This window comes from Synechococcus sp. BMK-MC-1 (genome assembly GCF_014279955.1).
Classification (GTDB): domain Bacteria; phylum Cyanobacteriota; class Cyanobacteriia; order PCC-6307; family Cyanobiaceae; genus Synechococcus_C.
The window spans coordinates 1,332,511-1,354,732 of sequence record NZ_CP047939.1 but is presented as its reverse complement, the minus strand read 5'-3'; the positions used below and the strand labels follow the sequence as shown (position 1 = coordinate 1,354,732).

Sequence of the window (22,222 nt, the reverse complement as noted above, 5' to 3'; positions counted from 1 at the left end):
TCATGACGACCTATCACTTCGTTGCGGCCAGCGAGCGGTTTCTCACCGAAGAGGAGCCGCTTGAAGAAGTGCTGAAGGAACGCCGGCGTCATTACGCGGAGGAAGGGAAGGATATTGACTTCTGGCTGATTCGCAGCCCTGCATTTCTCAACAGCCCGGAGCTCTCGGCCATCAAGCGTGAGCTGCCTGAACCCTTTGCTGCTGTGGTATCCACTGATTCCACCTTCATCACGTTCATGAAGCTGCGCCTTGAATACGTCCTGCAAGGGAGTTTTGAAGCTCCGAGTGAAAGCATCCCCGATCCCTTGGCCTCTTTGAACTGAAGAGCATTCACACTGGGTTTGTCCGCGACGCAACGCCCATGCGCTCCCATGCCTGCACCGCGCTGATGTTGATCGCGTTCTGGCACGGTTTGCCAGTTCGAGCTGATGCAGGCGGTGGCTGGGAGTCTTGGGTGTACAGCCTCACGCCCGAGCAGTTGTGCGCTGCCTACCTCGACGACATCGTCACCGATGAGGATCTTCCTGGCGGTCGTGGTCAGGATCCCTGTCCTGATGATGCGCTTTACAACGATGATCCCTGGTGATCTGGGTGCTTGCGGGGAATGCTCAGGGAGCAGGAACGTCATCAGTGGGTGAACGCGAAGTTGACGACGGCGACAACCGGACTCTGGGCTGAGGCGGAAGCTCTGCGTCTGTTGCAAGGCAGGGGGTGGATCCTGCTGGAGAAGCGATGGTCATGCCGCTATGGAGAGATCGACCTTCTGCTGTGCAAAGCGAATGCGCCCGTTCCCCGGTTACTGGCCGTTGAGGTGAAAGGTCGCCGGCGTTGTGGGCCGGATGGCTGGGGGCTTGCCGCTTTTGATGCCCGCAAGCGCCAGCGATTGGCCCTGACGCTGAATTATTGGATCGCTCTCAATCCGCGACACGCCTGCTCTCAGCTTGAGGTGGTTCTGGCCTTGGTTCCCCTTCCGCCCAATCATCGACATCGACCTGTGCGTTGGCTCAAAGTGCCTGATCTCGTTGAACCCAATCGCTGAAGCGAGGCCTGACGTCAAAAGCGAAAGCGACAGGTGGTGGCCTGAAATGTCACTTCTCGGCTGCGGTCTGAACTCTCAGGGTTGTAAGCGAAGGGGGCCCTGCGGCCAGTTCCTAATTCAGCCGCACCGCACTCGACATTGCGACCGTCGATCTCAAGGGAGAAGTCCTCCAAATTGATGCTTTGTTCCTGAATCCGCTCGGTTCGATTCGGCTCGATGGGCACCGGAGGCGGTGCTACGGGGTGGGACGCTATTTGCAGGGGCAAACCCGTGACCAAGGTCCAGACCAGCACGCCATTCACAGCAGGCTCAACGCCACGCTAACGAGGCGACAATGCCTCACTGTGCGCGCCTAGACGAGCAGAGGCTGATGATTGGCTCAAGGGCTTCAGACAAGTCCCTAGCGCCGTGCCTCACCACCACATCCGCCTCCTCCCTCAACGGTTGGATGAAACGCCGTTCGCCAGGAATCATCTGCCTGAACATCTGTTTAAGCACAGAAAGCACCGTGCGTTGCCGCTCTCGGATGTCCCGGCGTAGTCGGCGCAGTGCCCTGACCGCCAGGGACTCCTCCAAGTAGATCAGGAGATCAGGAGGACAGCTGTTCAGAAGCAGTTGAGGTCCAAACGCGCCCTCCAGAAGCACCACATCGGCTTCCGCCTCGAGACGGGTCCAATGCACGGCCCGTGTGCCCATGTCGTAACGGCGGAGGCGCTTGAGCTCCCCCGATCGCAGGGCTCTCAAGTCGTTGATCAAGCTTTCGGAGTCGATGGCCTCAACGGTGTCGAAACCAAAGAAGGGGTCGGGTGTCCAGTGTTCGCGGTAGTAGTCGTCGCAGCCAATCACGATCGCTCTGATGTCTGCGTTTTGCAGGGCTGAAGCCAGCAAACCGGCAAAAAGCGTTTTGCCTGCAGCCGACGGCCCGCAGATACAGATCAAAGGCAACAGCGATCCCTTCAGCGGATCTCAGCGCGGCTGATGCTCATTGTGAAGGCTCGCCCTAGGACCGTCAGGAGCGGCAGGCCTGCTGATGCACAGTGATGGGATGACAGCGATGTGATGAGTTTCGGAGGCCACACGCCACGCAAGCGTTTCGGGCAGCACTGGTTGCGCGATGAACGGGTGCTGGATCGAATTCTTGACGCATCCGACCTTGGAGACGACGACCGTGTCCTGGAGGTTGGTCCAGGACGTGGAGCACTCACAGAAAGACTTCTCGCCTCTTCAGCTGCTGCGGTGCATGCCGTTGAACTGGATCGTGACCTTGTCGCAGGACTTCAGGATCGGTTTGGTGACTCCCCGCGGTTCTCGCTACACGAAGGCGATGTGCTTGCGGTGCCGCTGACCCTTCCCGATGGTCAACGCGCCACCAAGGTCGTTGCCAACATTCCGTACAACATCACAGGTCCTCTTCTCGAGCGCCTGATCGGTCGGCTGGATCAGCCCGTTGATCCTCCTTACCAGCGCCTGGTGCTGCTTGTGCAGAAGGAAGTCGCTGAACGGATCCGTGCCCGACCTGGAGCGAGCAGTTTCAGCGCTCTCAGTGTTCGCATGCAATTGCTTGCCAAGTGCAGCAGCGTTTGTCCCGTTCCCCCTCGCTGTTTTCAACCTCCACCAAAAGTGCATTCAGAGGTGATCCGCCTTGATCCCCTCCCCCTGGAACAACGGCCGGATCCAGTCATCTGTCGACGGGTGGAACGTTTGCTCAAGCAAGCTTTCCTGGCGCGCAGGAAAATGTTGCGCAACACTCTCACGGTGTCCCAGCCCCTCAGTGAGCTGGAAACGATCACGCAGCAAGCCGGTATTGATCTACGCCAGCGTCCCCAAGAGGTGGCACCCCATGCCTGGGTGAAGCTCGCCAGGGGTTTGAATCAAGCCGACTCCGCTGCGTCCTCTTTATGACGGCTCCGGTCTGCGTCACTGCACCCGCCAAGATCAATTTGCATCTTGAGGTGCTTGGCCTGCGTGCCGATGGTTTTCACGAGCTGGCCATGGTGATGCAGAGCATCGACCTTCAGGATCAGCTGCATTGCGAAAACACCTCAGACGGAAGCATTTCCCTGCGGTGTGATGCTTCGGAACTCAGTTGTGGTGAAGACAACCTGATTGTCCGCGCTGCCCGATTGCTCAGGGAACGGTCCGGCTTCAGTGAACTGGGAGCACGGATGCATCTGAAAAAGCACATTCCAATCGGTGCAGGACTGGCGGGTGGTTCCAGCGATGGAGCGGCGGCTCTTGTGGCACTCAATGAGCTCTGGGGGTTGGGCCTGGATGCAAGCCAACTGGAGCGTTTTGCTGCTGAGCTGGGCTCTGATATGCCGTTTTGTGTTGCCGGTGGGACACAACTGTGCTTTGGACGCGGTGAACGACTGGAACCTCTGCCTCCTTTGGAGGCTCAGCTAGGGATTCTTCTTGTGAAAGATCCCGACGTGAGAGTGTCGACTCCCTGGGCGTACAGCGAGTGCCGCCGCCAACGTGGCAGCACCTATCTCCAAGATGAAGCTGCATTTGAAGCACGTCGTGAAGCGCTCAGGGCGGCGCAGTGGCTGCATCCCCTCGGTGGGGAGGCGCCGCCATTGCGCAACGATCTCCAAACCGTGGTGGAGCCCCTCACGCCCTCTGTGCGCGATGCGTTGCAGTGTCTTGCGTCCTTACCAAACTGCCTTCAGGCGGCGATGAGCGGTTCGGGGCCCAGTTGTTTTGCGCTGTTTCACAACCGGGGTGAGGCAGATCGTGCCAAGGACCAGGTGCAGACCCAATTGGATCAGTTGGGTTTACGCAGTTGGAGTTGCTCCTTGATCCCCCACGGGGTCAAGCTGATGGCATGACCGAGCGCCAGCCGGCCGAACAGGCCCAATCGTCCATCAACAACAGTTCTGAGTCGGTGGTTGAACCCGGACCCCGCAAGGGGCCATTGAGTTTTCTCTCTGGGTCACTCACCAGTCTCCTGCTGGCCTGGCTAAGCCTTGGTCTCAGCAAGGGGATGGTGGCTTATTTCGCGGCCCATCCCCCCTCGTTCAGCAATGCCATCGCCCAGAGCATTGCTTCAGCGTTGAAGACCTTGTTCACGGGAATGTGTTTTCTGGCTACGTTCAGTTTCGCGTTCATCGGCCTTGGCCTTTTCCTGGTGTTTCTTCGCAGTCTTTTCACAAGACCCGATGGTGACGCTGCCTAGCGTCGGTGGAGAACAGGTCTCTCGATGACCCTTCACGATCTTGGTCAGCTGATTCTGCTGCTGTCTCCCGGCTTGCTTTTGTCCGTGCTCCTGCTGACCACTTTCGCGGCCGGAGGGTGAAGTTGCCTGGATTGAGATAGCTTGGCCGCTGACGCCGGCATGGCCGGGATTGCAGCAACGCCGTGGCAGGGACGCTTCTCTTCAATGCACTTCGTGAGGCCATCGATGAAGAAATGGCTCGGGATCCCCATGTGTGTGTGATGGGTGAGGACGTCGGCCAGTACGGCGGCTCCTACAAGGTCACCAAGGATCTTTACGAGAAGTACGGCGAACTCCGGGTGTTGGACACCCCAATCGCTGAAAACAGTTTCACGGGCATGGCCGTCGGAGCAGCCATGACGGGTCTTCGGCCGATTGTTGAAGGCATGAACATGGGGTTTCTTCTCCTCGCCTTCAATCAGATCTCCAACAACATGGGGATGCTGCGCTACACCAGTGGCGGCAATTTCACGATCCCCACAGTGGTTCGCGGGCCCGGGGGTGTGGGTCGCCAGCTTGGAGCCGAACACAGCCAGCGTCTTGAGGCTTACTTCCACGCTGTGCCAGGCATCAAGATCGTGGCTTGCAGCACCCCGACCAACGCCAAGGGGTTGATGAAAGCCGCGATTCGCGACAACAACCCCGTGCTGTTTTTTGAGCACGTGCTCCTCTACAACCTCAGCGAGGAGCTCCCTGCAGGCGATTACACCTGCGCCCTTGATCAGGCCGACCTCGTGAAGGAAGGGAGCGACGTCACGATTCTCACTTACTCACGCATGCGCCACCATTGCCTCAAGGCTGTGGAACAGCTGGAGGCCGATGGGATCAATGCGGAGCTGATTGATCTGATCAGCCTCAAGCCCTTCGACATGGAGACGATCGCCCGGTCGATTCGCAAGACCCATCGCGTGATCGTGGTGGAGGAGTGCATGAAGACCGGCGGTATCGGAGCCGAGTTGATCGCACTGATCACCGAGCACTGTTTCGATGATCTCGACGCCAGGCCGATTCGCCTGTCGAGCCAAGACATCCCAACGCCATACAACGGCAATCTCGAGAACCTCACGATCATTCAGCCCCATCAGATCGTTGAGGCAGCCCAGACCATCGTTCGTCAGGGGCTCTGATCGATGGCCCGCCAACAGGGCTGGTTTGCCCTCATTCTCGCGCTGACGATCGCGGCAGCGTCTGTTCTGACCAGCTTCCCTCTGCAACTCGGTCTTGATTTGCGCGGCGGCAGCCAACTCACTCTGGAAGTGCAACCCGCTGGGGCGATCACTGCGATCAAGCCTGAACAACTGGATGCGGTGAAGCTTGTGCTGGAGCGTCGCGTCAACGGCTTGGGTGTGGCTGAATCCACCCTGCAAACCGTCGGGGACGACCAGTTGCTTCTGCAGTTGCCGGGAGTGACCGATCCAAGCCGTGCTGCCCGTGTTCTCGGCAGCACGGCGCTGCTTGAGTTCAGGGCTCAGAAACCTGGCACTGAAGAAGAGATGCGCAGCCTTCTGCAGCTCCGCGCCCAGCTCAGGAGTGTGTTGGCTGCCAAGGCTGAGTCATCCGAAACCGATGACGCTTCCATCGATTCCGAAGAACTGGCCAAGGTTCAAGAGGCCCTTGGCCTTGATGGAAGCGCCAGCAGTGAAAAGGAGCAGTTGGAGCAGCTGCTCGAGCGCACCAATGCTGAGATCGTCGATCGTTTTGAACCTGCGGCTCTCACAGGCAAAGATCTGGTGACAGCAGGGCGTCAGCAACGCCAGAACTCGACCGGATGGGAGGTCACCTTGGGGTTCAATGCTGAAGGCGGAGATCGCTTCGCCAAGCTCACCCAATCCATTGCCGGAACCGATCGACTCCTTGGCATCGTTCTCGATGGACGTCCGATCAGTGAAGCCAGTGTGGGGCCTGAGTTCAAGGCCGCTGGAATCGCTGGTGGAGCCGCCACAATCGCTGGCAATTTCACTGCTGAGGAAGCCAGAGACCTCGAAGTTCAGCTTCGCGGTGGTTCCTTGCCGCTGCCTGTGGAGATCCTTGAGGTCCGCACCATTGGCCCCACCCTTGGTGCCGAAAACGTACGGCGCAGCCTGATCGCTGCCTTGTCAGGTCTTGTCCTGGTCGGTGTGTTCATGGTGGTGACCTATCGCCTTGCCGGCCTTGTGGCCGTGATGGCTCTCGGCCTTTACGCCCTGTTCAACCTGGCGGCCTATGCCCTCATCCCCGTCACACTCACGCTTCCGGGGATCGCGGGGTTCATCCTCAGCATCGGCATGGCGGTCGACGCCAACGTTTTGATTTTTGAGCGAATCAAGGACGAGTTGCGTCGCGGCAACACGTTGATCCGTTCCATCGATAACGGCTTCAAAGAGGCCGTCTCGTCGATCCTCGATGGTCACATCACAACCCTGATTAGTTGTGGGGCACTGTTTTTTCTTGGCACTGGCCTAGTGAAAGGTTTTGCGGCCACCCTCGGCATCGGTGTTGTTCTCAGCCTGTTCACGGCCCTCACCTGCACGCGCACCCTTCTGCGTTTCCTGATGAGTTATCAGGGTCTGCGTAAACCCACTAATTTTCTGCCCGCCGGGCAACTTCCGACGTCTGCCGCCTGAGCCATGGCCAATTCCAACCTCAATCCGGATCGTTCTCTTCGTCTGCCACTCACGAGTCGCAGGCGGCAGGTTTGGTGGATCTCAGTGCTGGTGGTTCTGTTGAGCGTGTCTGGCATTGCCCTGAGCTGGACCAACCCCCAGATCCGTTCCCCCCTCAAACCTGGGCTTGATTTCACTGGTGGGACCAAGATTCAGTTGGAGCGCCGCTGTGCGGATGCCTGTTCTGATCTGAGCGTCAGCTCCATCAACAACACGCTGACCTCCCTTCAGCTTCCTGTGGAACCGGGCCGTCGGGCTCCCAATCTGGACACTGCAAGGGTTCAGCTTCTTGATCGTGGCCAGTCGGTTGTTCTGCGCATGCCAGCTTTAACGGCATCCCAGGGTCAGGCGGTGATCCAGGCTCTTGAACCCGTTGCCGGGCCCCTTGAAGCTGGAGGCCAATCGGTCGACACGATTGGACCCAGTCTGGGCGTTCAGTTGCTGCGCAGCAGCTTGATTTCGCTTCTGGTTGCTTTTACAGGGATTGCTCTTTACATCACAATCCGCTACGACCGCCGCTTTGCGTTTTTGGCCCTTGTGGCACTCGCTCACGACATTGTGATTGTTTGCGGCGTCTTCGCTTGGCTTGGACTGCTCACGGGGCTTGAGGTTGACAGTCTGTTTGCTGTTGCTCTGCTAACGATTGCGGGCTACTCGGTGAATGACACCGTGGTGGTGTTCGATCGCATTCGCGAACGTCAGCGAGAGGACGGTGATCTTCCTTTGACGGTGCAAGTGGACCGTGCTGTATCCGCAACGCTGACGCGCACGCTGTACACCAGTGGAACCACCTTGCTGCCTCTCATTGCTCTGATTCTTTTTGGGGGGTCAACTCTCTATTGGTTCGCGGTCGCCCTGGCTCTCGGTGTTGTGGTGGGTAGCTGGTCCAGCATCGCCTTGGCCCCGTCGCTGCTGAGCCTCTGGCCCTCGCGTAGCGGTGCCCAGGCCAGTGCCTGAGGTGAAAAAAGGCCAGCGAGAGCCATCTCAGCAGTGGGTTCCACTGTTACTCCTGATCCTGGCACTCCTCGATCTACGGATCGAACTCCGGCTGCTTCTGGATCACATCACGTTGACAGCCCTGATCTATACCCTTCGACAGCACACGCTTGCGGTGGTTGTGCTCATGCTTCAACCATCTCTCTGGTTCCATTATCGACGCACCCGAATCCAACATCGATCTGTCGAATAATCGCGCTGGACTCACCTCACCGCGTGAACGATTGCTCGAAAAAATTAGTATCTGAATTGCTTGTAGGTTTTGATCTCCAGAGATTCTCTTTGCGAGGCATCAATGACTTCGTCTCGATCAATGGCCAGTTCGACACAATTGAATCGACGGTAATCTTCGACAAATGTGCATGTTCTCCTTGGTTCTTTGTTGGTGACTACATCAACATCTTCAATGATCTTTGTTTTGGGAATCTTGCCGCCATCGCTGTCAGTTGTTGAACCTTGGGTCGGTTCGCTGCTCTGTTGGAATGAGCAGAGTTCTTTGGCTAGATCGTTGTCAGCTGAGTCGAGGCATTCGGCATAGTCCGCTTCGATGCGCTCGCGACGGCGCTCATCGGCAAGCATTTCCAATTTGAGCCGCTCCTGCTTGCTCAGAGGGACGGACCGGCGGGTCCGTTGTGTCGTTCTCACAACGATGTCTCCTCCCTCCATAATCCAGCGTTCGGATTCGGCCTGGGCAGCTTCCTTGGAGGGATAGTCAGGGAGGGCTGTTTCAGCGTCAGGCCCGGATGTTGAACGTCGGGCGTTGGCGTAGAAGAGACCGGCGTAGAGGAGGAGTCCAAACACGGCACTTCCCGCCACTGTCGCGAATACAACGAGGGAGGAGGGCCTCTCCAACACTTGAGCCTGAAGCAAGCGGAAAGCTAGCAGTTCAGTGCGGTTAACACACCCGTCTGCCGTTCAGCGTTGAATTTTCTCCCCCTAGGGTGGTTTCAGACAGAACGGAGGGACAGCCATGACTCTTGATCTCGAGGCCAAGAAAACGCTGCTACGCAAAATTCCCCATGGACTCTTCATTTGCGGAGTTGCCGAGGGAGATGTGGTGAATGGATTTACGGCGAGCTGGGTCACCCAGGGGTCCTTTGAGCCACCCCTCGTGGTGATGGCTGTCAAAGCAGACAGCACCAGCAACGGAATGATTCAGCGCACAGGCCGTTTTTCACTCAACGTGCTCGCCAGCGACCAGAAGGATCTGGCTGCTGTGTTCTTCAAGCCCCAGGCAGCCGTGGGTGGCCGCTTCGAAGCAGCACCTTATGAGCTTGGGCCTCTTGGCTTACCGATCCTCAACGATGGCCTTGGGGGTGTGGAGTGTGAGCTGGTTGGCCAGCTCGCCCATGGTGATCACACAGTGTTCATCGGGGAAGTGAAGTCTTCAGTGCTGCATCGCGATGCCCCTGCTCTTGAACTGGGACCAACGGGATGGCAATACGGCGGTTGATCGTGGTTCCGCAAACGTCTCCAGAGCCCTCTTAAACGAACTCTCCGCAATCACCCCGAGAGGTGTCCCCGCAGCACTGGAGCTGCGGGGAGCACACGCAGCATCTCGAGGGAATGGGCAGGTCGGTTCGAGGCTGGGTTTCTAAGTCCAGCGATCCATGATTCGCTGAACCACGACCTGCTGCATGCCCACTTGAAGCACCACAACGAGAGGGAGTGCGAGTAACACCCCAGGAAGACCCAGCAACGCGCCCAGGCTGAGCTGGGACGTAAGCGCCACCGTTGGCAACAGATTCACCGTTCGGCGCAGAAGCAGGGGTGTGAGCAGGAAGGCTTCGAGGTTCTGAATCACCAACCGCAGGACGAGCACCTGCACCATCAGTGCTGGGGAGATCAGCAGAGCGATCCCCAGGGGGAGCAAGGTGGCAGCGGTCGGACCGATCGTGGGAACGAAGGTGAGCACACCGCAGAGCAAGGCGCTGAGCAGAGCCAATGGCACCTTCAGTGCCGCTAGACCTGCCCAGGTCAGAAGGAACACGGCGGTCGCCGACAGGGTCATGCCTGCCAGCCAACCTCCGAGAGCGGCCCTGCAGGAATTGAGCACTTCAGCCATTGCGGCCCTTGCGGGCCTCGGTGTTGCAGCGATCAGCATGCCCCGATGGGCCTGGGGATCGAGTGCAAGGAGAACTGCAAGCAGGCTCATCAGCAGAACCTGGATGACACCATTGGCCGCTCCTCCGGCGAATCCCAGCAGCTGGGATCCCACAGGTTGAACTTTGTCCCAACTGATCTGGTCAGGAATGGTTTGATTCAGTTCCGCGAGTTGGGGCTGGCTGGCCAGAATCGTGCGAATTTTGCCAAGAAGACTTGGCAGAAGAGATGTGAGCTGTCCGAACTGCGTGATCAGCTCTGGAAGAAGCAGGCGGATGACCACCAGTCCACCAACCATCAGCGCCAGCACCACAACCAGGAGTGCCAAGGGGCGCTGGATCTTGAAGCGTTTGATCAGCCCGTGCACTGGGACGTCCAGGGCGACGGCCAGAACCACAGCACCGAAGAGGACCAACAGAACCCAGCGCAACTGCCAGACCAGCAGGGCCAGCACCACCAGGGTGAGGGCTGCCAGAAGGTTACGGGGACTCATGCGTTAACCCGTCGCTTTTTCCAGGGGTCGAGAAGGTCGTGAATCACGATTTCACGGATCAGCACCTGCAGTACAACGGCAAGCGGCAGCGCCATCAGAAGCCCCAGGGGGCCGAACAGCACGGTGAAGATGAATTGCGCTGTGAGTGTGAGACCAGGCAGGAGATTCACCTGGTGCTGCATCACTGATGGGGTGATCACATAGCTTTCAACGTTCTGAATCACCACGTAGAGCACCAGAACAGCAAGTGCTTTCCAAGGGGCATCCACTAGGGCAACAGACATTGGAAACACCGTGCTGAGGGTGGGGCCCACGTTGGGAATCACATTCAGCAGCCCTGCCAGGAGTGCATTCGCCACAACCAATTTCACGCCGAGCAGCGACAGTCCGATGCCAGCGAGCACGGCAACGCAGAAGGAGCTGATCAACACGCCGATCATCCAGCTGCTGAGGGCATCGCCGCACTGGAGAAGAATGGTTCTTGCTCTGCGTCGATAGAACGAAGGCACCAGCTGAATACCCACCTCGCGGTACGCCATTGGCTGGATGCTCACCATCAGAGTCACGGCGAACACGAACAACAGCTGAACAAGACCGCTGCCGAGGTTGCCTGCCAATCCGAGCAATCCCTTCAGACTCCCGGACACACCAGAAGCGAGCGCGGAGCCGCTTGGGAGCGCTGAGAGGCCATTGGAGAGATCCGATGGGGTGATCGCCGGCTGTGTGTTCTGGCCGTAAACAAGCGTTGAAGCCGAACTGATCCATCCGGTGATGATCTGCTGCAGTTCCCTGGCGGCAGTGGGGAGTTGGATCAGGAGCTGCTGAAACTGGCTGAAAAACGGAGGAAGAATCACGGCCACGGCGATGGCCACCACCGACGCCAACCCGAGCAAGCACACCAGAAGCGCCAGAGGCCTGGGCAAGGTCCAGCGCTCACGCAGAGCCCCCACCAACGTGCAGAGAGCCATTGCCAGCACGACACCCGCGAACAGGTGAATCAGGACGTCACGAAGGCTCCAGAGCAGTAGCCCGGAAATCAGCAATGCTGCAAACCCGAGCCAGTGCTGAAATTTCACCCTTCAGACGCTTCGTCGGCACCCTCATTGTTACCCGAGTTATTGGAATAACCCAGTCCTTTGGTTTCGGCATAGCGTTCAGCAAAACGCATGAAGCGTTCAAAATCCTGCTCTGTTTTCCAGGTGTAGGTGGCCTCCAGAGCTGAGGGCTTGCCGTTCACGAACTTGCCATTGACCTCACGGGTCACCAATTCACCTTCCTCATCCACCATCCACATTCCGGCGATATTGCCCAACGTTTCCGGAGCCAGTGCCTCAGGCTGCTCAAAAATGAATGTGGCCTGGCCGGTCCGTCCATCACGGCTGCGGGTGAGTCGAATATCAGGTACGACGGGCTCATCTGTACCGCGGAAAAACTGAATCGCTGCCTTGTCGCCGTCTGCCATGGATCGATCGTCCGCGCAAGACGCGATCTTAAGAGCAGACCATGGCTCTCACGATGCCTTCTTCAACCAGAAGTTTGGCTGCTCCTTTGGGATCCACTCCCTCCAGGTCAATGGTTCTCAAGGCTGGCTTGCGTTCCAGCTCTCGGTCGTAGCAGCTGTCGTAGTACGCGAGCATCGCCATGCAGGCATCGCTCCAGCGCTGTTGGTCGATCGCCAAAAGGGCCTCCCGGGTGCGCTGAGGTCCAAGGCGCCGCTGGATTCGTTCAGTCGCCTCTCGCAGTGCGGTTGCGTCGTGCACGGCGTACACATCCACGAGACGATCCACCCGCTCCTGATCACTACGGCGGATCTCAAGAACAGGGGCCATCTGCATCTGCTGAAACAGAGCCCTGGGAATTCTGCAGCGGCCCACCTGAGAACTTTCGGCTTCGAGCCAGATTTCCGAGGCTCGCCGGCGCGCATGCCCTTCAAGGATCTCTGCCAGTCGATTCTCGTAATGCTCCGTGCTTGGTTGCTCAGGCAGACCGAGATTGCCGAAGCTGCTACCTCGGTGATGGGCCAGTCCTTCGAGGTCCACCACGGCCACGTTCAGGCTCTCTAGCTCCAGAAGCAGATCCGTCTTGCCGGTGCCTGTCCGTCCTCCAAGCACCATGAGGGGCCAAGGACTCTCAAAGGTCTGCAGCACCCACTGCCGGTAGCGCTTGTATCCGCCTTCCAGTAAGGACACCGGATGATCACGCAGGCCCGCCAGCCAGGCCATGCTGTTGGAGCGCATCCCGCCGCGCCAGCAGTAGAGGCGCAACGGTTGTGCCTCGCCACCAGCGGTCTGCGTGAGGGTCTCCGAGAGATCAGCAAGGCGTGGGCCGCAAAGGGCCAACCCGAGTTGAATGGCGGCATGGCGACCCTGCTTCTTGTAGGTCAGGCCAACGTCATGGCGCTGCTCGTCTGTGAACAGTGGAATGTTGATGGCGCCTGGCCAATGTCCCTGACGGAACTCTTGAGGGGTGCGAACGTCAACCAGCGGACCTGCCGCTGCTCGGAATGTCTCGACACTGGCTGCGGTCGTGATGCCCATGCCTGACATAGTGGGCCAACGCCGACCCTGTCGAGCCGGCAGGACGACATGCTCTCCGGAAGAACTCCAGCTCAAGATCTCAGCATCGACAAGCTCCTCGAACGCCTCGCTAGCGGGTCAGCCCGGCAGCGGCGCACCACAGCGGTTGCCTTGGAGACAGCAGCCGATGCCCTGGCTTCTGTTGGATCTGAAGCTCTGAAGCCTTATCAAGCCAGTGGTGACGATTGGGCCGCCGGGTGGATTCTGCAGGTTTTGCGCCGACATCAGCCCGACGCTTTGGCTCAGATTCCGGGCATTTCTGCGGGTGGCTGGTTCGAGACGCCATCAGCGCGAGGCATTGATTACAGCGCCATGCAGCAGGCGTTGCTGGACGAGGACTTCGAAGAAGCTGATCGTTTGACCAGCTGTGTGCTGCGTGAGTTGGCCGGAGAGCAGGCCGTGAAACGCGGTTACGTGTATTTCAGCGAGGTCCCCCCCATGGAGGGAGTCGATCTGTGCACGTTGGATCGTCTCTGGGTCGCCTACTCGCAGGGTCGTTTCGGATTCACTGTTCAAGCACGACTCCTGAAGGCTTTGGACGGTCGCTACGACAGGCTCTGGCCTCGGATCGGCTGGAAAATCGATGGCGCCTGGACCCGTTATCCAGGTGCATTCCAATGGTCCATGGAGGCACCGGAAGGTCACATGCCCTTGGTCAATCAACTCCGAGGTGTGCGGTTGATGGACGCGTTGCTGTCCCATCCAGGTCTTCAGCCAAGGGGATGAACCCCTGGGAGTTCACGAGAGCTCTTGTATTTGGCAGGGCCGACTCCCCTCGTTATGGTCGAAGCAGGATGGTTCAGTCCGAATGCTCAGCCGTTATCGACCCATCTTTCGGTGGGCTGATTTCATCCTCCCCTCCACGCTGCAGCTGAGTCCTCTTTTGGAGTTGCTGCTTGAACCGGTGGATTGCCAGGAAACCTCCTGCAGGCTTCAGCTTGGGTTGCAAGAAGCGATCGTGAATGCCGTGCGTCATGGCAATGCCGGTGACCCCGGCAAATGTCTGCGCATCCGGCGGATTCTCACTCCCAATTGGTTGATTTGGCAGATTCAAGATGAGGGCAAGGGTTTGCCGGGTTCTGCACGGCTCGCTTGTTTGCCTGAACAGCTCGATGCCAACCATGGACGTGGCTTGTTCTTGATGCATCAATGTTTTGATGACATTCGCTGGAGCTCGCGGGGCAATCGCGTGCAGCTGGCCTGTCGCCGTCCAGGACAGCCTGCAGGAACGCTCAGCGATGGGGGCAACCAGGATCTTTCAGTTCTCGTCTGATCCATCCCAACGCTTGCTCGGTCATCGCTTCCACATCGCGCTTCTCACCATCCTGTAGAAGCTGGGTGAGTGCTGCTGCAAGAAGCTCGGCTCCCCGACGATCCGCATTGGACTTGAGCTTGTGCCACTCCCGATCCCCAATAGTCAGCGATTGATGCAACGCTTTGGCTTGCTCCACCACACCGTCAGGCCAGAGATTCACAGTCACGCTGATATCTACGCGTACCCTTTCTAATCTGAATGAACAACGCATAACGACGGTGAGCAAACCGGGTCGGTTTCATCAGCGTTATCTCCACCAGTTGGGTGGGCTTGCAGGGTTGCAGCCCAAAACCTGGGAGGGTTCGGATCGCAGATCAAAACGGCGGAAGCAGCAGCGCCGTTTGCTTCAGCAGTGCATCGAGGCAGACCCTGCAGCCTTGCAATGGCTGTTCATCCCGGAACGGGGACAACTCCTTTGGAAAGCCCTGCGCTGGGGTGGACCAGGGCTTCTGATCGGGTGGTGGCTAGGGCGAAGCTGAATCAGGCTGCGACAGGAGACTGCTGGACAACCACCAACGAATCTGGGGGTTCAGGCTGAGCCCCATCAAGGGGAGGAAGTTCGGAGGCACTGCTGTCTGGAAGCATCTGGCCTTTGATCCAGGCTTGGTGCAGCGCTCGACGCCGGCGGTCTTCAGCAAGGACAAGGCGATCTGCCGCGGATCTGGGACTTTCACCAGGATGCACTGCAGTTCTCAGGCAAATACCGAAGCCATGGGCTTCGACCTGCACCTTGCCTTCCATGAGCACCAGCTGAAAAGTCCAGCCTTGCAACCAGCGGATCCTGAACGGATTCGTCATTGGCGGACATTCAAGTGCTTGCACCTTATGGGGTTCCACCCCCAACGCAAGGCCGTCTGTCAGGGAATCACTTCGTGCCGCAGTCGGGTTTGGTGGCACTCCAAACGCGGGCCATGAAATGAGATTCGGCTTGCACGTTGCAGAATCCAGCATCCAGAAGCCGCTGATCGATGTCATCACTGATGTAATCGCGGTAGTAAGGCTCATGGAACACCCGCCGGAAATTGTCCATAGCCACATCGAACTGGGGCGAATCCTTCAATTGCACTGAGTCGGCGAGAACGAGCACACCGCCGGGTTCGAGAAGGCGGTAGCAGTCCTGCAAAACGGCTTGCCTGGCATCAGCGGGCAATTCATGCATCAAAAACACACAGGACAAGGCTTGAAAACCGCCTTGATCAAAGGGCATGCGTTCAGCATTGCCTTGCACGAGCTGTACGAGGCTGCTTCGCCCTTGGTTCAGCCAACGGTTGGCTTGACGCAGGTAAGCCTCAGACAAATCCACCCCGACAAGGGTGGCTTGGGGAAGTGCGGCCCGAATCTGGTGGAGTGTGCGCCCCGTTCCCGTGGCGACATCGAGGATGCGCAGATTGGCCTGGGAGCGCTTGGAGAAGTGCTTCAAGCCATCCAGCAGGGAGGGAAGGATTCTGCGGCGCATGGCATCGGCGGCGCCGTTGAACAGAATGTCAACCTGCAGGTCGTAGAGCTCCGCTGAGTGATCTGACAGGTAACCACCCGTTTGATGGTGAAAATTCTGGAGGTAGTAGTCGGGGTAGAAGTCGCGATCCGACAGATCTGGTAAATCCTGGACGTCTCTGGCTCTGCGACGGGCCCAATTGGAAGGAAGATCGAGCCAGACACGGGGATAGCGCTCAGCCCAGTCCAGCCATGGAATATCAAAGAGAAGCGATTGCGGGTACAGACCTTCTTCAGCGTCCAGCCAGTCGCGGTCGTGGAGCGTGTTGAGCGACTGGCGGAGAGCTGCCATCATTTCAGCCGGAACGGGTTCGGTCTGCGGAACGACGTCCGGAGCCACCACTTCCATCACCTTGGTGCTCAACTCCTTGTGCACCAGCCCAGCGAGGCTCCTACCCTGCTGAAGGGTCCGATACGCGATCTCGGTGAAGCTGGGCGCCATGCGAAAGAGCCTGATCAAGCAGGTTTATTTCAGCTGATCCTGAGGCTCGCCGTGGCCGTGGCTCGGGCCTCGAGGGAAAGAACTGTGAAGAACAAGAAAAATTGGTAGCTGTTGCTACAGAATTAATCCGTTGAGACGGAGTGCACGGGATGGGACAACAGACGCAAGCTGCCGCATTCAGCCTGGATTATTCCAACAACGTTCTGGAGAGGCGTCAGCGCGCAGCCGCTGAGTACATGAGCTGGGCTGATCGCCATGCCCATGAGGTTGCACGCACACAGGCAACCCTTGTGCAGCATGACGATCCACAGCCAGTGGAACGACGCAGTGCCGCTGCTCAGCAGAAAGTGTGGGCGCGTCGGAGACTGCACGAGAAGCATCTCCATGACAGCGCCATGGCCCAGCTGCGGCACCGCTGAAGCCTGGGTTCAGGCGTCGTAGTACATGGTGAACTCGTGGGGGTGTGGACGCTGACGCAGCTGCTGCACCTCCTCGTACTTCAGGTCGATCCAGTTATTGATGAAGTCCTTGCTGAAGACGCCGCCCTCCATGAGGTAGTGGTGATCAGCATTCAGGGCTTCAAGGGCACCATTGAGGGAGGCAGGCACCGTGTCGATCGCGCTCAAGCGTTCGGCTGAAAGCTCGAACAGGTCCTCATTGGTGGGTGCACCCGGATCGATCTGATTCTTGATGCCATCAATGCCGGCCATCATCATCGCGGAGAAGGCCAAGTAGGGATTGGCAAGGGCATCTCCGGAGCGGAACTCCAGGCGCTTGGCCTTGGGGTTCGGACCAGTCAACGGGATGCGCACCGCCGCGGAGCGATTGCCTTCTGAATAAACGAGATTGACCGGGGCTTCAAACCCTGGCACCAAGCGCTTGTAACTGTTGGTGGTGGGATTGGTGAATGCGAGGAATGACGGAGCGTGTTTCAGGATTCCGCCGATGTACCAGCGGGCGGTTTGAGACAGGTTGGCGTCTGTGCCTTCTCCGAAAAACAGCGGTTGGCCGGCTTTCCAAAGACTTTGGTGCACGTGCATGCCACTGCCGTTGTCGTTGAAAACGGGTTTGGGCATGAATGTGGCGGTTTTGCCGTACTTTTTGGCCACATTGCGAACCACGTACTTGTAGGTCATGGTGTTATCCGCCGCCTGGATCAGCTCGGCGAATCTCATGCCCAGTTCGTGTTGGCCAGCACCCGCCACTTCATGGTGATGCTTTTCGATCGGGATTCCCAGTTGGGCCATCATCAACAGCATCTCGGAGCGGATGTCCTGCGCTGTGTCGTTGGGTGCAACAGGGAAATAACCTTCTTTGAGCTGAATCTTGTAGCCGAGGTTGCCACCTTCCTCCAGGCGTCCGCTATTCCAGGACGCTTCAATGGTGTCAACGCTGTAAAAGCTCCCTCCCTCGCTGGAGTTGTAACGAACGTCGTCAAAGAGAAAAAATTCTGGCTCCGGGCCGAAAAAGGCCGTATCTGCCAAACCGCTGCCAGATAAATAAGCCAATGCTCTCTGCGCCAGGGCGCGGGGACAGCGGTCGTACAGGGTGCCCGTTCGCGGATCCTGGATCGAGCAGATCATGCTCAGTGTTTTATGGCTGTAAAACGGATCGATCCAGGCTGTCGATGGGTCAGGAACCATCGCCATGTCTGAGGCGTCAATGGTCTTCCAGCCACGGATTGAGGATCCGTCGAAGGCCAGTCCTTCCTCGAAAGAGTCCGCTTCCAGAAGGTCAGAGCAGATGGTGAGGTGCTGCCACTTCCCGTGGAGATCAGTGAACTTGAGATCAATCAGTTCAATGCCTTCATCCTTGATCTGCCGGAGTACATCCTGGGCGGTGCTAGCCATTGGCGTTAGTGGGTCTTCGATCACTCCAGGACCGTAGGGATCGCCGTGGGATGGTTTTGTATCAATGAGTACATTTTTTCTCTCGCCGGCGTTGAGCTGGATCGACGGCTTTCTTGGTAACCGTTTCTGTCAAGTTCCCGGGATCCCACGCGCTGGAAGCGGTTTCGGATCGATGTTGGTGTTAGCTTCCGGCCAACGTGGCCAGAGTTCTGCATGCGTGATGCCATCACCGGATTGATCGGTCGGTACGACCAGCTCGGCCGATACCTCGATCGCTCCGCCATCGATCGGATCGAGAGCTATCTCGATGAGTCCGCCATCAGGCTGAAGGCCGTTGAGTTGATCAACCGTGAAGCGGCCGAGCTTGTGCGTGAAGCGAGTCAGCGTCTGTTTCAAGGAGATCCAGAACTGCTGCTTCCCGGAGGCAACGCTTACACCACACGGCGTCTTGCTGCCTGCTTGCGCGACATGGATTATTTCCTTCGCTACGCCAGCTACGCCTTGATTGCAGGTGACAGCACGATTCTCAATGAGCGGGTTCTGAACGGATTGGACGATACCTATAAAAGTTTGGGCGTCCCCACCGGACCGACGGTGAGAAGCATGGTTCTGCTTGCTGATGTTCTCTGCGAACGTCTCCTGGAAGAGGGTGTCCCCACCAAGAGCCTGGATTTGGTTCGAGCTCCTTTTGAGCACATGGCATCGGGCCTCGCCGCCAGCGATGTTCGTCAGCGCTGAATTCCTTAGGGAGTGTCTGATCGTTTCAAGCGGCATCGGAACAGGGCTTTCCAGCTCAAACCGGCTCGATTGATGCGTAGGCTTTCACCACTTATTAATGGTTTCCGGCCTGCCGATGACGCACTCTCTTCCCCAGATTGATTCGCGCCATCGCCGTTCTGTAGAGCCCATCAGTACGCCTGACCGCCTCCTGCTGGGCCCAGGTCCCTCGAATGCCCATCCCACTGTTCTGTCTGCACTGGCAAGAACGCCGATCGGTCACCTCGATCCCTTGTATGTGGATCTGATGGGTGAAGTGCAGGAATTGCTGCGTTACGCCTGGCAGACCGACAATCGCCTCACCTTGCCCATGAGCGGTACAGGAAGCGCGGCGATGGAAGCCACCCTGGCCAACACAGTTGAGCCCGGCGATCGCGTGTTGGTCGCAGTCAAGGGCTATTTCGGCAATCGCCTGGCGGATATGGCCGGCCGTTACAGAGCCGATGTTCGCGTGATTGAAAAACCCTGGGGGGAGGCGTTCACGCTCGACGAGCTGGACTCTGCACTCCAGCATCACAAGCCGGCGATTCTGGCCATGGTGCATGCAGAAACCTCCACAGGGGTGTGCCAACCCATGGAGGGCGTTGGTGACCTCTGCCGCAAGCACGACTGTCTGCTTCTGCTCGACACGGTCACATCTCTTGGAGGTGTTCCCCTCTACCTCGATGAGTGGAAGGTGGACATGGCCTACAGCTGCAGCCAGAAGGGTTTGAGCTGTCCTCCAGGCCTTGGACCGTTCACCATGGGCCCTCGTGCTGAAGCCAAGCTTGCTGCGAGAAAGGACAAAGTTCCAAACTGGTATCTGGATGTCTCCTTGCTGAATCAGTACTGGGGAAGCGACAGGGTTTATCACCACACCGCTCCAGTGAATATGAATTTCGGTATGCGTGAAGCCCTCCGGCTTCTTGCCGACGAAGGATTGGACAACGCCTGGTCAAGGCATCGCCGCAATGCCGAAGCGCTCTGGAAAGGATTGGAATCTCTTGGCCTTGAGATGCATGTCCCCGAGGCCTTGCGATTGCCCACCCTCACGACCGTGCGCATCCCAGACGACGTGGACGGCAAGGCCTTCTCGTCTTATCTGTTGAACACCCATGGCATTGAGGTGGGCGGTGGTCTTGGCGCTCTGGCAGGAAAGATTTGGAGAGTTGGCCTGATGGGCTACAACTCCACCCCTGAAAACGTGAATCGTCTGCTCAATTTGTTTGAGACTGAGCTTCCTCGTTTCCGCGAAGGTTCCTGCGTCGCTGCCTGAACCAGCCCGCCAGCAGTGCCGAGGCCTGCTCTTCCAGCACTCCGCTCACCACGCGCATGTGGTGGTGAGCACTTTGATGTTCAGCGAGATTGATCGTGCTCCCTAGCCCGCCGCGTTTGCTGTCTCGGGCAGCGAAGATCACCTGTCCAACTCTGGCCTGAACCAGGGCTCCAGCACACATGGGGCATGGCTCCAGGGTCACCATCAGGGTGCAGTGGTTCATGCGCCAATCGCCGAGCAGCCAGGCGCCCTGTCGTAAGGCCATCAACTCCGCATGTCCCAGGGGATCGTTGAGGCATTCCCTGCGATTGGATCCATGGCCGATACACCGCCCTGCTTCATCGAGGAGAACAGCCGCTACTGGAATCTCGCCAGTGGCGCCCACGCGCTCAGCCCTGTTGAGCAGCCGCTGCATCCAAGCCCTCATCGCCTGGGGAGTGAGCTGAACCGGGTCCGCCCGCACGGCCATGCATCGCTGCCTGACTTCCAATGTGCCACCAAAGGTGACAATGGTTTTTGATCGCGACTGTTTCTTGCACGGCTCCGCTCGGTCATCTTCGGAAGCATTGGACCGATTGGCCCCCTTCGCTTCACCTGATGGCCTGGACCCTCAGTTGCAGACGTTTCTGGAGGAGGCCAGCGCGCAACTTTGCCGTTGGTTTGGTTCTGCGAACCAGCGATCACCATTGCCATCGCTGCGTTTACTCCCCCATGCCTTCCCGGAGACGGAAGGCCTTGGAGCACAACATCTTCTGGATGATCTTCAGCAGGTGATGGATGGTGCTTACCAGCCATCCCATCCGGGAGCCTTAGCCCATCTGGATCCTCCTCCGAATACGGCCTCGATTGCCGCAGAGCTCATCTGTGCAGGACTGAACAACAACCTTTTGGCGGAGGAACTCTCACCCAGCCTTTCCCAGCTGGAGCGTCAACTTTGTGGATGGTTTGCCTCCCGTCTCGATCTCCCCGAGGGAGCAGGCGGGGTCGCTGCCAGTGGTGGCACGCTCAGCAACCTCACCGCCTTGGTCACCGCCCGCCATTCCCTTGGTCTGGATGCTGTGTCCAACGCTGTCGTCTTAACAAGCGACGACGCTCACGTGTCCTTGGCCAAAGCTTGCAGGGTGATGGGGCTTCACGCCGATGGTCTGCGGCGGATCCCCGTGGATGGGCATGGATGTCTAAGGGTGGATGTTCTGCAACAGGAGCTCAACAATCTCGCGACTGAGCAACGTCCCTGTTTGGCCATCGTCGCCACGGCCGGTACGACGGTGCGTGGTGCGATCGACCCCCTGAGGGCGATCGCCAAAATGGCCCAAACCCATGGCACCTGGCTGCACGTGGATGGTGCCATCGGCGCTGTTTTTGCTCTCTCTGAGAAAACCCGTTCCCTGGTGGACGGATCGGGTGAAGCCGACTCAATCACCGTGAATCCGCAGAAGCTGCTCGGGATCGCCAAGACCTCCTCGCTGTTGCTGGTTCGCGACGTGTCAAAGCTCCAAGCTGCCTTCGGAACTGGACTTCCCTACATGGAGCCTGCCGCGTTTGGTGCTCACGGTGGCGAAATGGGATTGCAAGGAAGCAGACCGGCGGAAATCCTCAAGCTCTGGCTTGGATTGCGTCAACTGGGAATGGAAGGGATTCACTCGCTTTTGTTCAATGCTCTGGCTCGCAGGGAGCGCCTGCAACGATGCCTCGACGATCAAGCCCTTGATGTGCGTTCCGGCCCGCTCCACCTCCTGAGCTGTGCGCCGAAAAATGCTGACTGCGATTCCAGTGAACGTTGGTCCACACAACTGCGTCAGCGTCTCCTTGATGAACAGATCATGGTGTCAAGACCCCAATACCAAGGGCTCCACCACATCAAAATGGTGCTCGGAAATCCCCATACCTCCAATGCTCTGATCGATCATCTGGGGATGTGCATCAACCAATCGATCGCACGGAGTGAGCACTGATGTCAGGCCCTGACTCGCAGCAACAGCGAGGCCGATGGATTGCAGTGCTCACAGGAGCGGTCTCGATCCTG

Annotated in this window: 29 protein-coding genes; 17 read left to right on the top strand and 12 right to left on the bottom strand. The window is 58.3% G+C overall.

The window, feature by feature from the left end; genetic code table 11:
* Nucleotides 1–2: 2 nt before the first annotated feature.
* From SynBMKMC1_RS07600 to SynBMKMC1_RS07590, 3 genes are read left to right on the top strand one after another with little or no spacing between them, the layout of a single operon-like run.
* Complete coding sequence (locus tag SynBMKMC1_RS07600) at nt 3–323, top strand: MgPME-cyclase complex family protein (RefSeq protein ID WP_186471299.1); 321 nt, start codon at nt 3–5, stop codon at nt 321–323.
* A 38-nt stretch (nt 324–361) separates the two neighbouring features.
* Nucleotides 362–586: a hypothetical protein gene (locus SynBMKMC1_RS07595; protein ID WP_186471298.1), complete on the top strand. Its 225-nt coding sequence runs from the start codon at nt 362–364 to the stop codon at nt 584–586.
* 18 nt (nt 587–604) lie between these two features.
* On the top strand, nt 605–1,039 hold the full coding sequence (locus SynBMKMC1_RS07590) for a YraN family protein (protein WP_186471297.1): 435 nt from the start codon (nt 605–607) through the stop codon (nt 1,037–1,039).
* Between the two features lie 14 nt (nt 1,040–1,053).
* On the opposite strand, the gene SynBMKMC1_RS07585 is transcribed toward SynBMKMC1_RS07590, so the two are convergent.
* Both SynBMKMC1_RS07585 and SynBMKMC1_RS07580 read right to left on the bottom strand, forming a co-directional pair.
* Entirely contained in the window at nt 1,054–1,263 is a 210-nt protein-coding gene (locus SynBMKMC1_RS07585; protein ID WP_186471296.1) for a hypothetical protein, read from the bottom strand.
* Between the two features lie 115 nt (nt 1,264–1,378).
* Nucleotides 1,379–1,984 carry a uridine kinase gene (locus SynBMKMC1_RS07580; RefSeq protein ID WP_370593905.1) on the bottom strand — a complete coding sequence of 202 codons (606 nt, stop codon included), beginning with the start codon at nt 1,982–1,984 and terminating at the stop codon, nt 1,379–1,381.
* Between the two features lie 114 nt (nt 1,985–2,098).
* Between SynBMKMC1_RS07580 and rsmA the strand changes: the two genes are divergently transcribed.
* From rsmA to secF, 6 genes are all read left to right on the top strand, one after another.
* Nucleotides 2,099–2,941: a 16S rRNA (adenine(1518)-N(6)/adenine(1519)-N(6))-dimethyltransferase RsmA gene (rsmA, locus tag SynBMKMC1_RS07575; RefSeq protein WP_186471295.1), complete on the top strand. Its 843-nt coding sequence runs from the start codon at nt 2,099–2,101 to the stop codon at nt 2,939–2,941.
* On the top strand, nt 2,938–3,867 hold the full coding sequence (gene ispE / locus SynBMKMC1_RS07570) for a 4-(cytidine 5'-diphospho)-2-C-methyl-D-erythritol kinase (RefSeq protein ID WP_186471294.1): 930 nt from the start codon (nt 2,938–2,940) through the stop codon (nt 3,865–3,867). The genes rsmA and ispE overlap by 4 nt, the downstream gene beginning before the upstream one ends.
* Nucleotides 3,864–4,214 (top strand): DUF3082 domain-containing protein, encoded by a 351-nt coding sequence (locus tag SynBMKMC1_RS07565; protein ID WP_011933268.1) that lies wholly within the window; start codon nt 3,864–3,866, stop codon nt 4,212–4,214. The genes ispE and SynBMKMC1_RS07565 overlap by 4 nt, the downstream gene beginning before the upstream one ends.
* Nucleotides 4,215–4,396: 182 nt before the next feature.
* Entirely contained in the window at nt 4,397–5,380 is a 984-nt protein-coding gene (locus tag SynBMKMC1_RS07560) for a pyruvate dehydrogenase complex E1 component subunit beta (RefSeq protein ID WP_186471293.1), read from the top strand.
* Nucleotides 5,381–5,383: 3 nt separating this feature from the next.
* Nucleotides 5,384–6,856: a protein translocase subunit SecD gene (gene secD, locus SynBMKMC1_RS07555; protein ID WP_186471292.1), complete on the top strand. Its 1,473-nt coding sequence runs from the start codon at nt 5,384–5,386 to the stop codon at nt 6,854–6,856.
* Nucleotides 6,857–6,859: 3 nt separating this feature from the next.
* Complete coding sequence (gene secF, locus SynBMKMC1_RS07550) at nt 6,860–7,852, top strand: protein translocase subunit SecF (RefSeq protein ID WP_186471291.1); 993 nt, start codon at nt 6,860–6,862, stop codon at nt 7,850–7,852.
* Between the two features lie 276 nt (nt 7,853–8,128).
* Here secF and SynBMKMC1_RS07545 read toward each other — a convergent pair whose 3' ends face one another.
* Nucleotides 8,129–8,692 carry a hypothetical protein gene (locus SynBMKMC1_RS07545; protein ID WP_255486089.1) on the bottom strand — a complete coding sequence of 188 codons (564 nt, stop codon included), beginning with the start codon at nt 8,690–8,692 and terminating at the stop codon, nt 8,129–8,131.
* A gap of 169 nt (nt 8,693–8,861) precedes the next feature.
* On the opposite strand from SynBMKMC1_RS07545, the gene SynBMKMC1_RS07540 reads away from it, so the two are divergent.
* Nucleotides 8,862–9,344 carry a flavin reductase family protein gene (locus SynBMKMC1_RS07540; RefSeq protein WP_011933262.1) on the top strand — a complete coding sequence of 161 codons (483 nt, stop codon included), beginning with the start codon at nt 8,862–8,864 and terminating at the stop codon, nt 9,342–9,344.
* A gap of 141 nt (nt 9,345–9,485) precedes the next feature.
* On the opposite strand, the gene SynBMKMC1_RS07535 is transcribed toward SynBMKMC1_RS07540, so the two are convergent.
* From SynBMKMC1_RS07535 to mnmH, 4 genes are read right to left on the bottom strand one after another with little or no spacing between them, the layout of a single operon-like run.
* A complete protein-coding gene (locus tag SynBMKMC1_RS07535) occupies nt 9,486–10,487 on the bottom strand; it encodes an AI-2E family transporter (protein WP_011933261.1) in 1,002 nt (333 codons plus the stop codon).
* Nucleotides 10,484–11,563 carry an AI-2E family transporter gene (locus SynBMKMC1_RS07530; RefSeq protein ID WP_186471290.1) on the bottom strand — a complete coding sequence of 360 codons (1,080 nt, stop codon included), beginning with the start codon at nt 11,561–11,563 and terminating at the stop codon, nt 10,484–10,486. Before SynBMKMC1_RS07530 ends, SynBMKMC1_RS07535 begins: the two co-directional genes overlap by 4 nt.
* A complete protein-coding gene (gene psb28 / locus SynBMKMC1_RS07525; RefSeq protein ID WP_011933259.1) occupies nt 11,560–11,949 on the bottom strand; it encodes a photosystem II reaction center protein Psb28 in 390 nt (129 codons plus the stop codon). The genes SynBMKMC1_RS07530 and psb28 overlap by 4 nt, the downstream gene beginning before the upstream one ends.
* Before the next feature lie 28 nt (nt 11,950–11,977).
* Nucleotides 11,978–13,033 (bottom strand): tRNA 2-selenouridine(34) synthase MnmH, encoded by a 1,056-nt coding sequence (gene mnmH, locus SynBMKMC1_RS07520; protein WP_186473372.1) that lies wholly within the window; start codon nt 13,031–13,033, stop codon nt 11,978–11,980.
* Between the two features lie 39 nt (nt 13,034–13,072).
* On the opposite strand from mnmH, the gene SynBMKMC1_RS07515 reads away from it, so the two are divergent.
* Both SynBMKMC1_RS07515 and SynBMKMC1_RS07510 read left to right on the top strand, forming a co-directional pair.
* Nucleotides 13,073–13,789, top strand: a complete 717-nt coding sequence (locus SynBMKMC1_RS07515) for a GUN4 domain-containing protein (protein ID WP_186471289.1) — start codon at nt 13,073–13,075, stop codon at nt 13,787–13,789.
* A gap of 82 nt (nt 13,790–13,871) precedes the next feature.
* Nucleotides 13,872–14,336 (top strand): ATP-binding protein, encoded by a 465-nt coding sequence (locus SynBMKMC1_RS07510; RefSeq protein WP_011933256.1) that lies wholly within the window; start codon nt 13,872–13,874, stop codon nt 14,334–14,336.
* On the opposite strand, the gene SynBMKMC1_RS07505 is transcribed toward SynBMKMC1_RS07510, so the two are convergent.
* Complete coding sequence (locus SynBMKMC1_RS07505; protein WP_186471288.1) at nt 14,296–14,589, bottom strand: DUF6439 family protein; 294 nt, start codon at nt 14,587–14,589, stop codon at nt 14,296–14,298. The two genes, SynBMKMC1_RS07510 and SynBMKMC1_RS07505, sit on opposite strands and share 41 nt — an antisense overlap.
* Nucleotides 14,590–14,596: 7 nt before the next feature.
* On the opposite strand from SynBMKMC1_RS07505, the gene SynBMKMC1_RS07500 reads away from it, so the two are divergent.
* A complete protein-coding gene (locus SynBMKMC1_RS07500) occupies nt 14,597–14,857 on the top strand; it encodes a hypothetical protein (protein ID WP_255486087.1) in 261 nt (86 codons plus the stop codon).
* A gap of 1 nt (nt 14,858) precedes the next feature.
* Here SynBMKMC1_RS07500 and SynBMKMC1_RS07495 read toward each other — a convergent pair whose 3' ends face one another.
* Together SynBMKMC1_RS07495 and SynBMKMC1_RS07490 are read right to left on the bottom strand one after the other, a co-directional pair.
* Nucleotides 14,859–15,176, bottom strand: a complete 318-nt coding sequence (locus SynBMKMC1_RS07495) for a hypothetical protein (RefSeq protein ID WP_011933254.1) — start codon at nt 15,174–15,176, stop codon at nt 14,859–14,861.
* 67 nt (nt 15,177–15,243) lie between these two features.
* Nucleotides 15,244–16,314: a class I SAM-dependent methyltransferase gene (locus tag SynBMKMC1_RS07490; protein ID WP_186471287.1), complete on the bottom strand. Its 1,071-nt coding sequence runs from the start codon at nt 16,312–16,314 to the stop codon at nt 15,244–15,246.
* 149 nt (nt 16,315–16,463) lie between these two features.
* On the opposite strand from SynBMKMC1_RS07490, the gene SynBMKMC1_RS07485 reads away from it, so the two are divergent.
* Complete coding sequence (locus SynBMKMC1_RS07485; RefSeq protein WP_186471286.1) at nt 16,464–16,733, top strand: hypothetical protein; 270 nt, start codon at nt 16,464–16,466, stop codon at nt 16,731–16,733.
* Nucleotides 16,734–16,742: 9 nt separating this feature from the next.
* Here SynBMKMC1_RS07485 and glnA read toward each other — a convergent pair whose 3' ends face one another.
* Nucleotides 16,743–18,164 carry a type I glutamate--ammonia ligase gene (glnA, locus tag SynBMKMC1_RS07480; RefSeq protein WP_186471285.1) on the bottom strand — a complete coding sequence of 474 codons (1,422 nt, stop codon included), beginning with the start codon at nt 18,162–18,164 and terminating at the stop codon, nt 16,743–16,745.
* Between the two features lie 213 nt (nt 18,165–18,377).
* Between glnA and SynBMKMC1_RS07475 the strand changes: the two genes are divergently transcribed.
* Together SynBMKMC1_RS07475 and SynBMKMC1_RS07470 are read left to right on the top strand one after the other, a co-directional pair.
* Nucleotides 18,378–18,902 (top strand): allophycocyanin subunit beta, encoded by a 525-nt coding sequence (locus SynBMKMC1_RS07475; protein ID WP_186471284.1) that lies wholly within the window; start codon nt 18,378–18,380, stop codon nt 18,900–18,902.
* Between the two features lie 97 nt (nt 18,903–18,999).
* A complete protein-coding gene (locus SynBMKMC1_RS07470) occupies nt 19,000–20,196 on the top strand; it encodes an alanine--glyoxylate aminotransferase family protein (RefSeq protein ID WP_186471283.1) in 1,197 nt (398 codons plus the stop codon).
* Here the strand turns inward: SynBMKMC1_RS07470 and SynBMKMC1_RS07465 are convergent.
* Entirely contained in the window at nt 20,138–20,665 is a 528-nt protein-coding gene (locus SynBMKMC1_RS07465) for a nucleoside deaminase (RefSeq protein WP_186471282.1), read from the bottom strand. The two genes, SynBMKMC1_RS07470 and SynBMKMC1_RS07465, sit on opposite strands and share 59 nt — an antisense overlap.
* A 40-nt stretch (nt 20,666–20,705) precedes the next feature.
* On the opposite strand from SynBMKMC1_RS07465, the gene SynBMKMC1_RS07460 reads away from it, so the two are divergent.
* The gene (locus SynBMKMC1_RS07460) at nt 20,706–22,151 is read left to right on the top strand and encodes a pyridoxal-dependent decarboxylase (protein ID WP_255486386.1); all 1,446 of its coding nucleotides are present in this window, start codon (nt 20,706–20,708) and stop codon (nt 22,149–22,151) included.
* The last annotated feature ends 71 nt before the right edge of the window (nt 22,152–22,222 follow it).

Bases quoted from the DNA above. Each gene is read 5' to 3' on its own strand.
- SynBMKMC1_RS07600 (WP_186471299.1), top strand. From the start codon at position 3: ATGACGACCTATCACTTCGTTGCGGCCAGCGAGCGGTTTCTCACCGAA.
- SynBMKMC1_RS07595 (WP_186471298.1), top strand. From the start codon at position 362: ATGCGCTCCCATGCCTGCACCGCGCTGATGTTGATCGCGTTCTGGCAC.
- SynBMKMC1_RS07590 (WP_186471297.1), top strand. From the start codon at position 605: ATGCTCAGGGAGCAGGAACGTCATCAGTGGGTGAACGCGAAGTTGACG.
- rsmA (WP_186471295.1), top strand. From the start codon at position 2,099: ATGAGTTTCGGAGGCCACACGCCACGCAAGCGTTTCGGGCAGCACTGG.
- ispE (WP_186471294.1), top strand. From the start codon at position 2,938: ATGACGGCTCCGGTCTGCGTCACTGCACCCGCCAAGATCAATTTGCAT.
- SynBMKMC1_RS07565 (WP_011933268.1), top strand. From the start codon at position 3,864: ATGACCGAGCGCCAGCCGGCCGAACAGGCCCAATCGTCCATCAACAAC.
- secD (WP_186471292.1), top strand. From the start codon at position 5,384: ATGGCCCGCCAACAGGGCTGGTTTGCCCTCATTCTCGCGCTGACGATC.
- secF (WP_186471291.1), top strand. From the start codon at position 6,860: ATGGCCAATTCCAACCTCAATCCGGATCGTTCTCTTCGTCTGCCACTC.
- SynBMKMC1_RS07540 (WP_011933262.1), top strand. From the start codon at position 8,862: ATGACTCTTGATCTCGAGGCCAAGAAAACGCTGCTACGCAAAATTCCC.
- SynBMKMC1_RS07535 (WP_011933261.1), bottom strand. From the start codon at position 10,487: ATGAGTCCCCGTAACCTTCTGGCAGCCCTCACCCTGGTGGTGCTGGCC.
- psb28 (WP_011933259.1), bottom strand. From the start codon at position 11,949: ATGGCAGACGGCGACAAGGCAGCGATTCAGTTTTTCCGCGGTACAGAT.
- mnmH (WP_186473372.1), bottom strand. From the start codon at position 13,033: ATGTCAGGCATGGGCATCACGACCGCAGCCAGTGTCGAGACATTCCGA.
- SynBMKMC1_RS07515 (WP_186471289.1), top strand. From the start codon at position 13,073: ATGCTCTCCGGAAGAACTCCAGCTCAAGATCTCAGCATCGACAAGCTC.
- SynBMKMC1_RS07510 (WP_011933256.1), top strand. From the start codon at position 13,872: ATGCTCAGCCGTTATCGACCCATCTTTCGGTGGGCTGATTTCATCCTC.
- SynBMKMC1_RS07505 (WP_186471288.1), bottom strand. From the start codon at position 14,589: ATGCGTTGTTCATTCAGATTAGAAAGGGTACGCGTAGATATCAGCGTG.
- SynBMKMC1_RS07495 (WP_011933254.1), bottom strand. From the start codon at position 15,176: ATGACGAATCCGTTCAGGATCCGCTGGTTGCAAGGCTGGACTTTTCAG.
- SynBMKMC1_RS07490 (WP_186471287.1), bottom strand. From the start codon at position 16,314: ATGGCGCCCAGCTTCACCGAGATCGCGTATCGGACCCTTCAGCAGGGT.
- SynBMKMC1_RS07485 (WP_186471286.1), top strand. From the start codon at position 16,464: ATGGGACAACAGACGCAAGCTGCCGCATTCAGCCTGGATTATTCCAAC.
- glnA (WP_186471285.1), bottom strand. From the start codon at position 18,164: ATGGCTAGCACCGCCCAGGATGTACTCCGGCAGATCAAGGATGAAGGC.
- SynBMKMC1_RS07475 (WP_186471284.1), top strand. From the start codon at position 18,378: ATGCGTGATGCCATCACCGGATTGATCGGTCGGTACGACCAGCTCGGC.
- SynBMKMC1_RS07470 (WP_186471283.1), top strand. From the start codon at position 19,000: ATGGTTTCCGGCCTGCCGATGACGCACTCTCTTCCCCAGATTGATTCG.
- SynBMKMC1_RS07465 (WP_186471282.1), bottom strand. From the start codon at position 20,665: ATGGCCGTGCGGGCGGACCCGGTTCAGCTCACTCCCCAGGCGATGAGG.
- SynBMKMC1_RS07460 (WP_255486386.1), top strand. From the start codon at position 20,706: ATGGTTTTTGATCGCGACTGTTTCTTGCACGGCTCCGCTCGGTCATCT.